Annotated in this window: 12 protein-coding genes; 1 reads left to right on the top strand and 11 read right to left on the bottom strand. The window is 70.9% G+C overall.

Features of this window, described 5'->3' with window-relative positions; all coding sequences use genetic code 11:
- Window positions 1-204: 204 nt before the first annotated feature.
- The 11 genes from pstB to mshD all read right to left on the bottom strand — a co-directional run bounded on the left by pstB (window position 205) and on the right by mshD (window position 11,768).
- Window positions 205-981: a phosphate ABC transporter ATP-binding protein PstB gene (gene pstB / locus ACWF79_RS02460; RefSeq protein ID WP_362007802.1), complete on the bottom strand. Its 777-nt coding sequence runs from the start codon at window positions 979-981 to the stop codon at window positions 205-207.
- 27 nt (window positions 982-1,008) lie between these two features.
- Window positions 1,009-2,088 (bottom strand): phosphate ABC transporter permease PstA, encoded by a 1,080-nt coding sequence (pstA, locus tag ACWF79_RS02465; protein ID WP_453726195.1) that lies wholly within the window; start codon window positions 2,086-2,088, stop codon window positions 1,009-1,011.
- Window positions 2,085-3,062, bottom strand: a complete 978-nt coding sequence (pstC, locus tag ACWF79_RS02470) for a phosphate ABC transporter permease subunit PstC (protein ID WP_453726196.1) — start codon at window positions 3,060-3,062, stop codon at window positions 2,085-2,087. Before pstC ends, pstA begins: the two co-directional genes overlap by 4 nt.
- Window positions 3,063-3,173: 111 nt before the next feature.
- Complete coding sequence (gene pstS / locus ACWF79_RS02475) at window positions 3,174-4,310, bottom strand: phosphate ABC transporter substrate-binding protein PstS (protein ID WP_453726197.1); 1,137 nt, start codon at window positions 4,308-4,310, stop codon at window positions 3,174-3,176.
- A gap of 210 nt (window positions 4,311-4,520) precedes the next feature.
- Window positions 4,521-4,925, bottom strand: a complete 405-nt coding sequence (locus ACWF79_RS02480) for an NUDIX hydrolase (RefSeq protein ID WP_453726198.1) — start codon at window positions 4,923-4,925, stop codon at window positions 4,521-4,523.
- Window positions 4,922-5,914: a CHAD domain-containing protein gene (locus ACWF79_RS02485; protein ID WP_453726199.1), complete on the bottom strand. Its 993-nt coding sequence runs from the start codon at window positions 5,912-5,914 to the stop codon at window positions 4,922-4,924. The genes ACWF79_RS02480 and ACWF79_RS02485 overlap by 4 nt, the downstream gene beginning before the upstream one ends.
- Window positions 5,901-8,234, bottom strand: coding sequence for an RNA degradosome polyphosphate kinase (locus tag ACWF79_RS02490; protein WP_453726200.1), 2,334 nt, complete (start codon window positions 8,232-8,234; stop codon window positions 5,901-5,903). Before ACWF79_RS02490 ends, ACWF79_RS02485 begins: the two co-directional genes overlap by 14 nt.
- A 280-nt stretch (window positions 8,235-8,514) precedes the next feature.
- Entirely contained in the window at window positions 8,515-9,483 is a 969-nt protein-coding gene (locus ACWF79_RS02495; RefSeq protein WP_453726201.1) for a hypothetical protein, read from the bottom strand.
- Window positions 9,480-10,334 carry an ABC transporter ATP-binding protein gene (locus ACWF79_RS02500; RefSeq protein ID WP_453726202.1) on the bottom strand — a complete coding sequence of 285 codons (855 nt, stop codon included), beginning with the start codon at window positions 10,332-10,334 and terminating at the stop codon, window positions 9,480-9,482. The genes ACWF79_RS02495 and ACWF79_RS02500 overlap by 4 nt, the downstream gene beginning before the upstream one ends.
- Window positions 10,331-10,714, bottom strand: coding sequence for a GntR family transcriptional regulator (locus tag ACWF79_RS02505; protein WP_453726574.1), 384 nt, complete (start codon window positions 10,712-10,714; stop codon window positions 10,331-10,333). Before ACWF79_RS02505 ends, ACWF79_RS02500 begins: the two co-directional genes overlap by 4 nt.
- 127 nt (window positions 10,715-10,841) lie before the next feature.
- Window positions 10,842-11,768, bottom strand: a complete 927-nt coding sequence (gene mshD / locus ACWF79_RS02510) for a mycothiol synthase (protein ID WP_453726203.1) — start codon at window positions 11,766-11,768, stop codon at window positions 10,842-10,844.
- Window positions 11,769-11,914: 146 nt separating this feature from the next.
- On the opposite strand from mshD, the gene ACWF79_RS02515 reads away from it, so the two are divergent.
- Window positions 11,915-13,738 carry a bifunctional metallophosphatase/5'-nucleotidase gene (locus tag ACWF79_RS02515; RefSeq protein ID WP_453726204.1) on the top strand — a complete coding sequence of 608 codons (1,824 nt, stop codon included), beginning with the start codon at window positions 11,915-11,917 and terminating at the stop codon, window positions 13,736-13,738.
- Window positions 13,739-13,756: the final 18 nt, after the last annotated feature.

Here is a 13,756-nt window from a genome sequence, read left to right on the forward strand (position 1 = left end):
CGCGTTGGTGGTTGCCCCTGGTGGTGGGTTCACACGGGCCGGACGTGTTACCCGGAGCCGTGGTGACCCTGTGCCGGGGGCGTTGGTGGTTGCCCCTGGTGGTGGGTTCACACGGGCCGGACGTGTTACCCGGAGCCGTGGTGACCCTGTGCCGGGGGCGTTGGTGGTTGCCCCCGGTGGTGGGTTCACACGGGCCGGAGTTGTTTATCCGAAGCGGCCGGAGATGTAGTCCTCGGTCGCCTGGACGCTCGGGTTGGAGAAGATGCGCTCCGTGTCGTCCAGCTCGATGAGCTTGCCCGGCTGGCCCACGGCCGCCAGGTTGAAGAACGCCGTGCGGTCCGAGACACGGGCGGCCTGCTGCATGTTGTGCGTCACGATGACGATCGTGAAGCGCTCCTTCAGCTCGCCGATCAGGTCCTCGATCGCGAGCGTCGAGATCGGGTCGAGGGCCGAGCAGGGCTCGTCCATCAGCAGGACGTCGGGCTCGACCGCGATCGCGCGGGCGATGCACAGACGCTGCTGCTGACCGCCGGAGAGGCCGGAGCCCGGCTTGTTCAGGCGGTCCTTGACCTCGTTCCAGAGGTTCGCGCCCTTGAGGGAGCGCTCGACGATCTCGTTGAGCTCGCTCTTCTTGTAGCTGCCGTTCAGCCGCAGGCCCGCCGCCACGTTGTCGAAGATCGACATGGTGGGGAACGGGTTCGGGCGCTGGAACACCATGCCGACCGTGCGGCGCACGGCGACCGGGTCGACCCCGGCGCCGTACAGGTCCTGGTCGTCCAGGAGGACCTTGCCCTCGACGCGGCCACCGGGGGTGACCTCGTGCATGCGGTTCAGGGTGCGGAGGAACGTGGACTTGCCGCAGCCGGAGGGGCCGATGAAGGCCGTCACGGAGCGGGGCTCGACGGTCATCGAGATGTCGTCGATCGCCTTGTGGGCGCCGTAGTACGCGGAGAGGCCGCTGACGTCGATTCGCTTGGCCATATCAATTCACTTCCAGGGTAGCCGCGGTCAGCGGCTGGTCTTGGGGGCCTTCCAGCGGGCGATGCCGCGGGCCACCAGGTTGAGGATCATGACGAAGGCGATCAGGACGAGCGCGGCGGCCCAGGCACGGGCCACGGCGGCGTCGGTGCCGACCGCGTACTGCTCGTACACGTACAGCGGCAGCGAGGACTGGGCGCCTTCGAAGGGGTTGGGGTTGATCAGCTTCGTACCGAACACGAGGAGCAGGACGGGGGCCGTCTCACCGGTGATGCGGGCGACCGCGAGCATGACGCCCGTGGTGATGCCGCCGATCGCGGTGGGCAGGACCACCTTCAGGATCGTGCGCCACTTCGGGATGCCGAGCGCGAGGGAGGCCTCGCGCAGCTCGTTCGGGACGAGCTTGAGCATCTCCTCGGTGGAGCGGACGACGACCGGCATCATCAGGATCGCGAGGGCCATCGCGCCGGCGAATCCGGAGGGCCCGAAGCCCAGCATCAGATTCCAGGTGGCGAGGATGAAGAGGCCCGCGACGATCGACGGGATGCCCGTCATGACGTCGACGAAGAAGGTGACGGCCTGGGCGAGCTTCCCGCCGCCGTACTCGACGAGGTAGACCGCGGTCAGCAGCCCGATCGGCGCGGCGATCAGCGTCGCGATGCCGACCTGCTCGATCGTGCCGAGCAGCGCGTGGTAGACACCGCCGCCGGCCTCGGCGTCGAGGACGCCGTTCATCGAGTGGGTGAGGAAGTACGCGTCGAGGACCTCAAGACCCTTGCTGATCGTGACCCAGGCGAGGGAGAGCAGCGGGATGACGGCCAGGATGAAGCAGACCCAGACGAGGCTGGTGGCGACCCGGTCCTTGGCCTGACGCTTGCCCTCGACCTTGGAGGTGATCGCGTACGTCGCGAGGACGAAGAACAGCGCGGCGATCAGGCCCCACTGGATGCGGCTGTGCCAGCCGGCCGCGAGGCCGAGGCCGACGGCCGCGGCGATCGAGCCTATGGCGGTGGCCAACGGGGTCCACCTGGGGAGCCGGGAGTGGCTGAGCGGATCGTGCTTCACCGCGACGGTCACGGGAGGACGGTCCTGTACGGCGTTGTGGCTCATGCGTTGGCCCCCGAGTACTCCTTGCGGCGACCGATGATCCACCGGGCCGCGCCGTTGACCAGCAGGGTGATGACGAAGAGGACCAGACCGGAGGCGATCAGGGCGTCACGGCCGAAGGCGTCGGCCTCGTTGAACTTCGCCGCGATGTTCTGGGCGAAGGTGCCGCCGCCCGGGTCGAGCAGGTGGCCCGAGAGGACGAAGCTGGGCGAGAGGACGACGGCGACGGCCATCGTCTCGCCGAGCGCGCGGCCGAGGCCCAGCATCGAGGCGGAGATGATGCCCGAGCGGCCGAAGGGGAGGACCGACATCCGGATGACCTCCCAGCGCGTGGCGCCGAGGGCGAGGGCGGCCTCTTCCTGCATCTGCGGGACCTGGAGGAAGACCTCACGGGTCACGTTGGTGATGATCGGAAGGATCATGATCGCCAGCAGGATGCCCACGGTGAACAGGTTGCGGGCGACGCCGTCGCTGGCCTTGTCGAAGATGTACGTCCAGCCGAAGTACTCGTCGAGCCACTTGTTGAGGCCGTCGAGGTACGGGACCAGGAAGATCGCGCCCCAGAGGCCGTAGATGATGCTGGGGACGGCGGCGAGCAGGTCGACCACGTACGCGAGCGGCTTGGCCAGCTTGCGCGGGGCGTAGTGCGAGATGAAGAGCGCGATACCGATCGCGACCGGGACGGCGATGGCCATCGCGATGATCGACGAGACGACCGTGCCGAAGGCGAGGACCGCGATGCCGAACACCGGCGGGGCGCCGGCCGGGTTCCACTCGAAGGTGGTGAAGAAGTTCGTGGAGTCCTTGGAGATCGCGAGGACGGCGCGATAGGTGAGGAAGCCCGCGATCGCGGCCATGATCACCAGAAGGGTGATGCCGGACCCTCGGGACAGCCCGAGGAAGACCCGGTCTCCCGGGCGGGTCGCGCCCTTGGCGCGCCCCTTTTCTATGCGTGGCGTTGGTGTTGTCGTAACCATCTGGTCTCTCCGGTCTGCGGAGCCGTAGGTGTGTACGGCTCCTGGCGGCGGTGCACCGGATGCCGGTGCCGGTCCGTCCCGTGTGGGTGGCGGACCGGCCCCGGCCGGGGATCAGGACAGGGTGGGGACGATCTCGCGGACCTTGGTCGCGATGTCGGCCGGCAGCGGGGCGTAACCGGCCTCGGCGAGGATCTTCTGACCCTCCTCGGAGACGGTGTAGTTGAGGAACGCCTTCAGGGTCGGCAGGGTCTCCGCCTTGTTGCCCTTGTCGCAGGCGATCTCGTAGGTGACGAGGATCAGCGGGTAGGCGCCCTCGGCCTTGGTGGCGTAGTCGAGGGAGAGCGCCATGTCGGAGCCGGTGCCCTTGATCTTGGCCGCGGCGATCGCCTTGGAGGCGTTCTCCGAGGTGGCCTCGACCGGGGCGGAGGCGCCGGTGTTCAGCTTGACCGTGGAGATCTTGTTGGCGGTGGCGTAGGAGAGCTCGAAGTAGCCGATGGAGCCCTCGGCGTCCTTTACCGCGGTGGCGACACCGGAGGAGCCGTTGGCGGCCTGGCCACCCTGGGCCGGCCACGACTTGGCCTTCGGGTCGTGCTTCCAGTCGTTCGGGGCGGCCGTCGAGAGGTACTTACCCAGGTTCTGGGTGGTGCCCGACTCGTCGGAGCGGTGGAACGCCTGGATGTTGCTGTCGGGCAGCTTGGCGCCCGGGTTCAGCTTGGCGATCGCCGGGTCGTTCCACTTGGTGATCTTGTTGTCGAAGATCTTGGCGAGGGTGGAGGCGTCCAGGACCAGGTTGTCCACGCCGTCCAGCTTGTAACCGATGGCGACGGGGCCACCGACCATCGGGAGGTTGACGCCCTTGCCGGTCTTGCAGATCTTCGCGGACTCGGCGACCTCCTCCTCCTTCAGCGCGGAGTCGGAGCCGGCGAACGCGACCTGGCCCTGGTTGAACTTGGTGATACCGCCGCCGGAGCCGATGGCCTGGTAGTTGACCTCGACGCCGTCACAGGCCGCCTGGAAGTTCTTGACCCAGAGGTCCATCGCGCCCTTCTGCGCGGAGGAGCCCGCGGCGAGAAGCTGGCCCTTGGCGCCGTCGCACTTGATGTTCGACGCGGCAGCCGAGGTCTTGTCGCCGTTCGGCGTGGCGCCGCTGTTGTCATCCGAGCCACACGCCGAGAGGACGAGGGCGCCAGAAACGACGAGGGCACCGATCGCGGAGGCGCGAAGCCCGTTCATGCGCGAAAGCTTCACTTTCGGGTGTTCCTTCCAGAAGCCGCCAGCCCGCGGACCGGGTGTCCTGAACGTTTTACGGCGGCGTGTGTCGGGGTTTCGGGTGCAGCGCTGTGCTTGTGCACCTTGTACAGCCGAAATTAGGCAGAACAGGTGAAGCGGCCGACGGGGGAGGGTGAACGGAAAGTGAACCGTGCCGGAAGGCCGGGTGCGGGCCCTTGGGGTGCCGCGTCAGCCGGTGGTCGAGAGGAGCGCGTCCAGGAGGTCTCTGTCCCTCGGCTGGGTCAGGCGGTGGCGGGCCTGGGACGGCTCCAGCCACTCCACGCGGTCGATCTCCCGGGACGGGACGAAGGTGCCGCCCGAGGCCTCGGCCGACCAGTACGTGACCTCCTTCGGGCGGCCGTTCGCGAGGTAGTGGGCCGTGGGGAGGCGGGGGCCCAGGACGCAGGACTGGCCCGTCTCCTCGCGTACCTCCCGCAGCGCGCACTGCTCCGCCGACTCTCCGCTCTTCAGCTTCCCTTTCGGGTGCGACCAGTCGTCGTACTTGGGCCTGTGGACCAGGGCGATCTCGATGCCCTGGCCCGAGGGGGCGGGGCGCCACAGGACGCAGCCCGCCGCGAGGACCGGCTGGGTCACGGGACCGGTGCCGTGGCGTGGTGCCAGGCGTGTTGGAAGGCGAAGCGGGCGGCTTCCACCTCGTGGCGTTGGTCTGCGTGGAGGACGCCCAGGGCGTACGCGGTCGCCGGGGCGATCCGGGGGGTGCGGGCGGCGCCGGCCGCCGCGGCGGCTGCCTCGGAGGCGTCGCGGTGGCGGTTCAGGGCGCGGCCTGCCTCGTCCAGGACCGGGTCCGGCGGGGCGTCGCCCTGGAGCACCTCGCAGGCGTACCGGTGCAGCCGCAGCAGCAGGCGGGTCTGGTGCCAGGGCGCGTCCTGGGTCTCGCCGGTCGCGAGGGCGAGGGCTTCGGCGTTGTACGGGTGGGCCGCGCGGGCCAGCGGCAGGCTGCCCACCGCGTCGAGCAGGCGGCGCTCGACGACCGCGGCCGGCGCGTCGAGGACCTCGACCGCCTGGGCCGCCCCCGCGGGGCCCAGCGGTACCTCGGAGGCCAGCAGCGCGACGGCGTCCGCGACCGCGTGGAAGCGGGAGGAGCCCAGCGCCTGCAGGGCCGCCGAGTGGGCGCGCGTACGGGCCAGGGTGAGCTGGCGTTCGAGGAGGGCGCCGGCCCGGGCGGCGCCGACGGTCAGGCCGGAGCTTTCCGCGCCCCGCGCCGCCGGGACGGGGCCGCCGCCGCTCGACAGGCGGGACAGCGCGTCCATCAGTCGGACGAGCCGTGCCGTGCAGGCGTGCTCCAGGGCGAGCGTCCCGGAGAGCCAGGCCAGCTCCGTGCGCAGCTGGTCGGCCCAGGGGGCGTCCAGGAGCGGCCGGAAGGTGTGCAGCGTTCCGCCGATGCGCCGTGCGGCCGCCCGCAGCGCGCGGGCGGCCTCCTCCGCACCGGTCGTGTCCGCCCCGGCCTCCGTGTGCAGGCGCAGGGCGCGCAGGAAGTCACCGGCCCGCGCCTGGAGGTAGGGGGAGAGAACCTCTCCGGCCGTGACGCCCGCGGTGGCCGAGAGGTGGTCAGGGTTGTGCACGCCGGCGCCTCCGCGCGTCGATGAGCATCTCCTGGACGTGCCGCAGCGGCTGGCCTTCGGGGTCGGTCGCGTGCCGCGTCCAGTTCCCGTCCGGGCCGAGGTGCCAGGAGGAGGTGGTGTCGGACATTCCGGTCTCCAGGAGCCGGGTGAGGGCCGCCCGGTGGGCGGGGTCGGCGACCCGGACCAGGGCTTCGATGCGCCGGTCGAGGTTGCGGTGCATCATGTCGGCGCTGCCGAGCCAGACCTCGGGTTCGCCGCCGTTGCCGAAGGCGAAGATCCGGGAGTGCTCCAGGAAGCGGCCGAGGATCGAGCGGACCCGGACGTTCTCGGAGAGGCCGGCGACGCCGGGGCGGATCGCGCAGATGCCGCGGACCCAGATGTCGACCGGGACGCCTGCCTGCGAGGCCCGGTAGCAGGCGTCGATGATCGCTTCGTCGACCATCGAGTTGACCTTGATCCGTACGTACGCCGGCCGGCCCGCGCGGTGGTGGGCGATCTCCTTGTGGATCCGGGAGACGAGGCCGTCGCGCAGCGACTTCGGCGCGGTGAGCAGGCGGCGGTAGGTCTCGCGGCGGGAGTAGCCGGAGAGCCGGTTGAACAGGTCGGAGAGGTCGGCGCCGACCTGCGGGTCGGCGGTGAGCAGGCCGAGGTCCTCGTAGAGCCGGGCCGTCTTGGGGTGGTAGTTGCCGGTGCCGACGTGCGAGTACCGGCGCAGGACGTCGCCCTCCTGCCGGACCACGAGCGACAGCTTGCAGTGCGTCTTCAGGCCGACGAGGCCGTAGACGACGTGGCAGCCGGCCTCCTCCAGCTTGCGCGCCCACTTGATGTTGGCCTGCTCGTCGAAGCGGGCCTTGATCTCGACGAGGACGAGGACCTGCTTGCCGCTCTCGGCGGCGTCGATCAGGGCGTCGACTATCGGCGACTTGCCGGAGGTCCGGTACAGCGTCTGCTTGATCGCGAGGACGTCCGGGTCGGCGGCCGCCTGCTCCAGGAAGGCCTGGACGGAGGTGGAGAAGGAGTCGTACGGGTGGTGCAGGAGCACGTCCCGTTCGCGCAGCGCCATGAAGATGTCGGGCGCGGAGGCGGACTCGACCTCGGCCAGGTCCCGGTGGGTGCCGGCGACGAACTTGGGGTACTTCAGTTCGGGCCGGTCGAGGGAGGCGATCCCGAAGAGGCCGGTGAGGTCGAGCGGGCCGGGCAGCGGGTAGACCTCGGCGTCGGAGACCTTCAGCTCGCGGACGAGCAGGTCGAGGACGTACGGGTCGATGGACTCCTCGACCTCCAGGCGGACCGGCGGGCCGAAGCGGCGGCGCAGGAGCTCCTTCTCCAGGGCCTGGAGCAGGTTCTCGGCGTCGTCCTCCTCGACCTCCAGGTCCTCGTTCCGGGTCACCCGGAACATGTGGTGGGCCAGCACCTCCATGCCGGGGAAGAGCTCCTCCAGGTGCGCCGCGATGACGTCCTCCAGCGGGACGTAGCGCTGCGGGGAGGCCTCCAGGAAGCGGGAGAGCAGCGGGGGCACCTTGACGCGGGCGAAGTGGCGGTGGCCGCTGACCGGGTTGCGTACGACGACGGCCAGGTTCAGGGAGAGGCCGGAGATGTACGGGAAGGGGTGCGCGGGGTCCACGGCGAGCGGGGTGAGGACCGGGAAGATCTGCTGGCGGAAGAGGGTGAAGAGGCGCGCCTGCTCCTTCTCGGTCAGCTCGGGCCAGCGGATGAGGTGGATGCCCTCGTCGGCGAGGGCGGGGGCGACGTCCTGCTGGTAGCAGGCGGCGTGCCGGGCCATGAGTTCGCGCGAGCGGGTCCAGATGAGTTCCAGGACCTCGCGGGGCTGGAGGCCGGAGGCGGAGCGGGTGGCGACGCCGGTGGCGATGCGGCGCTTGAGACCGGCGACGCGGACCATGAAGAACTCGTCGAGGTTCGACGCGAAGATCGCGAGGAAGTTGGCCCGTTCGAGGAGGGGCGTGTTGGGGTCCTCGGCGAGTTCGAGGACGCGCTCGTTGAACGCGAGCCAGCTGCGCTCGCGGTCGAGGAAGCGGCCCTGGGGGAGTTCGCCGGAGGCGCCGTCGTCCTCGTAGCCGTCGAGGTCGGCGTCCAGGTCGGGGTCGAGGTCGGAGCCGTGACCGGTGGTGTTGACCGTGTGCGGGCGGTGTGCGGCGATGGAGCCGACGGTCGGCTGCGTGGCCGGTTCGCCGTTGCCGGCGGCGCCGATGTCGGCGCTGCTCGCGGGCTTCTTCCCGGACGTCCTGGCGGACGCCTTGGCGTTCTTCGCGGACGGCGTGGCGGACGGCTGGACCGGGACCTCGGCGGGCTGCTTGCTCATGGCCCCATTCTTCCGCGCGAACGGCTGGTCGGGCGCGTCGGAGCGGGCCGTGGGCGCGGGCAGTCTCCCTTTCGGGAGCGCCTGGGCGGGGGGAGGCACGGCGGGCTTCATTGCGTGAGCGTCGCAAGCGCAGCTGAATGGCCGGTGACGGTGACATGACGTACAGGAATCGGGGGCGGGGCCCCTGGAGGGCCCCACCGGCCGGTTTTCCCTGGCCGAATCCGTACGGTACGGCTCCGGGGTGCCTCCTGGCTACGGGGTACGCGGCGCCTTGGAGCGGCTACCCGTGCCGGGTGCGCAGGATGCGGAAGGCGGCGAGGAGGGCGAGGGCGGCGAGGGCGAGGCAGATGCCGGTCTCGACCAGCTGGAGGGGCCAGAAGTGGGTGGAGGGGTGGAAGTCGAAGTAGTCGGCGACGCCGCCGCGCCCGATCATGCACGCACGGCGGTCCCCTGAGGAGGTCTGGCAGGCGTCCCACCCGAGGCGTTCACCGGAGGCGGTGACCATCCCGTTCTCCAGGACCCAGGCGTCGGACACTCGGAGTGACAGTTCGCGGCCGGTCATGGTCTCGATGGGCCAGAGGTCCGGCCGCACCCAGGCCAGGGCCGCCAGCGCCAGCCCGGTGACCATTGCCGCGACGGCCATCGCGACGACGGTGCGGCGCAGGAGCAGACCGACGGCGGTGCCGACGGCCAGCCCCAGGACGGTGTGTGCCAGCGGCACGACGCCGTGCGAGGCGAAGACGTTCGGGTCGTACCAGTACGTGGGGTAGTCGTTGGCGGGGCCCGTCCGCCAGGCCCAGGAGAAGAGCAGGCTCAGCGGCGGGACGACCGCGACGACGAGCGCGGTGGGCACGGTCAGTTTGGCCACGAGCCAGCGTGCCGGGCTGACGGACTGCGTCCACGCCAGTTTGTACGTCCCGGACTCCAGCTCCCGGGCCAGCATCGGGCCCGCGACGAACGCGCCGACCAGTCCCGGCAGGACGAGCATGCCGAGTGCCGTGTACTCGATGAGGTGCCGGGACATCCACATGCCGTCCCAGTACTCGCGCTCGGGCTGGAAGCAGGAGCGGTCCGTGCTGCCGACGGCGCAGCCGGCCGCGCGCAGCGCTTCCACCACGCTGTCCGACCACAGGCGGGAGGTGACGAGCGCCGTCACCGCCATCGCCGCGAGGGCGAGCCCGACCCACAGCGCTCTCCGGTGCTGGCGGGCCGTCACCCAGTACGGGCCCTTCAGGCTGGTCGTGGTCACGCGGAGGCTCCTTCGGGGGTTTTCGCGGCGCGGAGGTGGGCGAGGAGGAGGTCCTCCAGGGTGGGCCGGGTGGTTTCCCACGGGCCCTCGACGCGGCCCTCGCGGCGGACCAGGGCGGTGAGCTGGCGGCCCGTCGTGCGGGCGTCGACGACCGTGTGCGGGGCGAGGTCGGCGACCGGGCCACGCAGGAGTACGTGCGCGGCGAGCAGCTCCTCGATCGGGCCGTCGAGGCGGACGCGGCCGTCGTCGACGAGGACCAGGTGGTCGCAGGCGCCCTCCAGCTCGGTGAGGATGTGCGAGGACATGACGACGGTCGTGCCGCGCTCGGCCGCGTCGGCCATCAGGACGCCCATGAGCTCGTGGCGGGCCAGCGGGTCGAGGTCGGCCATCGGCTCGTCCAGGAGCAGGAGTTCCGGCCGCTTGCCCAGGGCCAGGGCGAGGGCCACGCGGGTGCGCTGGCCGCCGGAGAGGGAGCGGATCCGGGCTCCCGGGTCCAGGGGGCCCGCCTCGACGACGCGTTGCGCGATCGAGTCGTCCCAGCGGCCCGGGTTGAGCTCGCGGCCCATCCGGAGCGTCTCGGCGACCGTGAGCTGCGGGTAGAGCGGCTTGTCCTGGGCGACGTACGCGAGGTCCTCGCGGGCAGGGGTCCGGATCGTGCCCTCGGTGGGCCTGAGCAGGCCCGCCGTCAGGGCCAGGAGGGTGGACTTGCCCGCGCCGTTGGGGCCGACGAGCGCGCAGACCCGGCCGGTGGGGAGCGCGAACGTGCACTCCCGCAGGGCCCAGCGGCCGCCGGCCCGCCCTCCGTACCGCTTGCCGAGGCCCTCGGTGCTCAGGGCCGTACCACCGGTCATGCGTCCCCCTCGAAGAATTCCTTCAGTACGGATGTGAAGAGCGCGGCCACGTCCTCGCGCTCCAGGCCCTCCGCGCGGGCCCGCCGCGCCCAGTCGGCGAGTTCGCCGCGCAGGGGCGACTCGGCGGGGGCGGCTCCGAGCGTCGCGCGGACGAAGGTGCCAAGTCCCCGGCGGGCCTCGACGAGGCCGGCGCGCTCCAGCTCGCGGTAGGCCTTGAGGACCGTGTTCGGGTTGATGGCCGTCGCCTCGACCACCTCGCGCGCCGTGGGCAGCTGGTCGCCGGGGACCAACAGGCCCATACGGAGGGCCTGTTGGGTCTGCTGGACGATCTGGAGGTAGGTGGCGACCCCGCTGCGCCGGTCGATCCGGTATTCGAGCACGCTCTTCTTCACCACCCTTTCACTAATCAAGTAGTGAAAGGGTGGTGCAAGGGAGGGGCGGTGTCAACCCGGCCCGCAGGTGTCCACCGCGGCCCGAGGTGGCAACCGCCCCCTTCCACCGCCTCGTTCAGGACTCCGTGCGGTACATCAGGTCCACCTCGTGCGTGACGAAGCCCATCCCCTCGTACACCCGCAGCGCCGCCGAGTTGTCCCCGTCCACGTACAGGCTCGCCGTCGGCAGCCCCTGTGCCGCCAGGTGGCGCAGGCCGATCGCCGTGAGGGCCTTGCCGAGGCCGCCGCCCTGCGCGTCGGGCAGGATCCCGAGCACGTACACCTCGCCGAGCTGCTCCTCCGCGTGGGTCTTGGTCCAGTGGAAGCCGATCAGCCGGCCCTCCCTCTCCGCGAGGAAGAAGCCCTTGGGGTCGAACCAGGGCTCCGCCGTCCGGTCGTCGAGGTCCCGCTGGGTGAGCGAGCCCTGCTCCGGATGGTGGGCGAAGGCCGCCGCGTTGACGGCCAGCCACGCCTCGTCGTCCTGGCCCGGCACGAAGGTGCGGACGGTGACGCCCTCGGGCAGCACCGGCTCGGGGATGTCGAGCGGGACCAGGGGCCGGCGGAGCTGGCGCAGTTCGCGGAAGAGGGTCAGGCCGAGGACCTGGGCCAGGTGCCGGGCGGCGGACTTGCCGCCGTGCGCCCACACCCGCAGCCGCTTGCCCGAGGCGGCGAGCAGCGTGGTGCCGAGCGCCCGCCCGTGCCCCCGGCCGCGGTGCGAGGGGTGGACGACGAGCTCGGCGGCCGGGGCCTCCACGGGGTCGGTGTCCTCCAGTTGGGCGTAGCCGTAGAGGTGCGGGCCGACGGTGAGCAGGAAGTGCCGTACGCCCTCGCGCCTGCCGTGCCGGAGATAGAGCCGCCCCTGCTCGGACACGGCGTGGACGCCGTCGGCGCGGTCGGCCGCCTCCAGCAGGTCGAGGACGTCGGTCACCTGCTCGGGCGAGAGCTCGTCGAGAGTGTGGATCTGCCGGCCGGGTTCGAGGGCCGGTGCCGCGTCAGGAGTCATGTTCCCGAGCCTACGGAATCAACCTAGTTGTAACCCGGTACCCCCTGTTGCGCTACGCGCGTTGACTCTAGGCTGCGCTGGCTGGATACCAGCCGAACGAGCAGTCGAGTGGCGCCGGGCGACAGGGCGCGGGGACAAGGGGAGCAATGGGAGCGACACCGAAGAAGAAGAGGACAGCAGGGCGGATACTCGCCGTCGGCGCGGGGCTCGCCACCATCGGCGCGTTCGTGGCCGCGCTGCCCGCGGGCGCCTCGGGGACCAAGGACGACCGCGCCGGTCAGGGCCCCGGCCACGGCTACGGGCGCTACGTCGACGTGCAGCTCCTCTCCTTCAACGACCTGCACGGGAACCTGGAGCCGCCGACGGGCTCGGCCGGCCGGGTCACCCACCGCAACGAGGACGGCACGACGAAGACCATCGAGGGCGTCGGCGGCGTCGAGTACCTCGCCACGCACCTGCGTCAGGCCCGTCAGGGCAACCCGTACTCCGTCACCGCCGCCGCGGGCGACATGATCGGCGCCTCTCCGCTGGTCTCGGGGCTCTTCCACGACGAGCCGACCATCGAGGCGCTGAACAAGCTGAAGCTCGACGTGAGCTCGGTCGGCAACCACGAGTTCGACGAGGGCGCGCGCGAGCTGGCCCGCATCCAGAACGGCGGCTGCCACCCGACCGAGGGCTGCTTCGAGGAGGGCAAGCGGTTCGAGGGGGCGCAGTTCCCCTACCTCGCGGCCAACGTGACGAACGAGAAGACCGGCCGCCCGATCCTCGACCCGTACTTCATCTGGGAGCGCAACGGCGTCAAGGTCGGCTTCATCGGCGTCACCCTGGAGGGCACCGCCGACATCGTCTCCGCCGAGGGCATCAAGGGCCTGAAGTTCGGCGACGAGGTCGAGACGATCAACAAGTGGACCAAGGTCCTGGAGCGCAAGGGCGTGAAGTCGATCGTCGCCCTGCTCCACGAGGGCGGCGCGCCGGCCTCGGGCGCGTACAACTACGACTGCGACAGCCCGGGCCCCGGTGACGGCATCTCCGGCCCGATCGTCGACATCGCCAAGAACGTCAGCCCGCAGGTCGACGCGCTGGTGACCGGCCACACGCACCAGGCGTACGCGTGCACCATCCCGGACCCGTCCGGCAAGCCGCGCACGGTGACCTCGGCGGCCTCGTTCGGCAAGCTGTACACGGACACGACGCTGACGTACGACCGTCGCTCGAAGGACATCGTCCGCACGGCCGTCACCTCCGCGAACCACGTCGTCACCCGTGACGTGCCGAAGGCCGAGGACATGACCCGGCTGATCGACCGCTGGAAGACGCTCGCCGCCCCGATCGCGAGCCGTCCCGTCGGCTACATCTCCGACGACATCGACAACCCGCTCGACGCGTACGAGAAGCCGCTGGGCAACCTGATCGCCGACGCGCAGCTGGAGGGCATGGCCCCGGCCGACAAGGGCGGCGCGCAGCTGGCGCTGATGAACCCGGGCGGCGTGCGCGCACCGCTGGTCAAGAAGGCGTCCGGCGGCGAGGGCGAAGGGGTGGTGACGTACGGCGAGGCGTACACGGTCCAGCCGTTCACCAACATGATGACGGCGGTCGACCTGACCGGCGCCCAGCTCATCACCGCGCTCCAGCAGCAGGTCAGCGGCTCGAACCAGGCGGCTCCGAAGATCCTCCAGGTCTCGAAGGGCTTCACGTACACCCTGGACATGACGAAGACCGGCGCCGACCGGATCGTGACGTCCTCGGTGAAGCTGAACGGCGAGGCGATCGACCCGTCGAAGACCTACCGGGTCGCGATGAACGAGTTCCTGGCCGGTGGCGGTGACGGCTTCGCCGTCCTGAAGGAGCACAAGAACAAGCTGGTCGGCGCGTCCGACCTGGACATGTTCACCGCCTACCTGGGCGCCCACTCCTCCGCGAGCGCCCCGCTGGCGCCGCCGGCGACGGGCCGCATCACGGTCGTGAAGTAGTCCCGTAGGCAGTCCTGT

This window comes from Streptomyces sp. NPDC054975 (assembly GCF_053609105.1).

Coding starts and splice junctions, on each gene's coding strand:
- pstA (WP_453726195.1), bottom strand. CDS start 2,088: ATGAGCCACAACGCCGTACAGGACCGTCCTCCCGTGACCGTCGCGGTG.
- ACWF79_RS02515 (WP_453726204.1), top strand. CDS start 11,915: ATGGGAGCGACACCGAAGAAGAAGAGGACAGCAGGGCGGATACTCGCC.
- pstC (WP_453726196.1), bottom strand. CDS start 3,062: ATGGTTACGACAACACCAACGCCACGCATAGAAAAGGGGCGCGCCAAG.
- ACWF79_RS02490 (WP_453726200.1), bottom strand. CDS start 8,234: ATGAGCAAGCAGCCCGCCGAGGTCCCGGTCCAGCCGTCCGCCACGCCG.
- pstB (WP_362007802.1), bottom strand. CDS start 981: ATGGCCAAGCGAATCGACGTCAGCGGCCTCTCCGCGTACTACGGCGCC.
- mshD (WP_453726203.1), bottom strand. CDS start 11,768: ATGACTCCTGACGCGGCACCGGCCCTCGAACCCGGCCGGCAGATCCAC.
- ACWF79_RS02500 (WP_453726202.1), bottom strand. CDS start 10,334: ATGACCGGTGGTACGGCCCTGAGCACCGAGGGCCTCGGCAAGCGGTAC.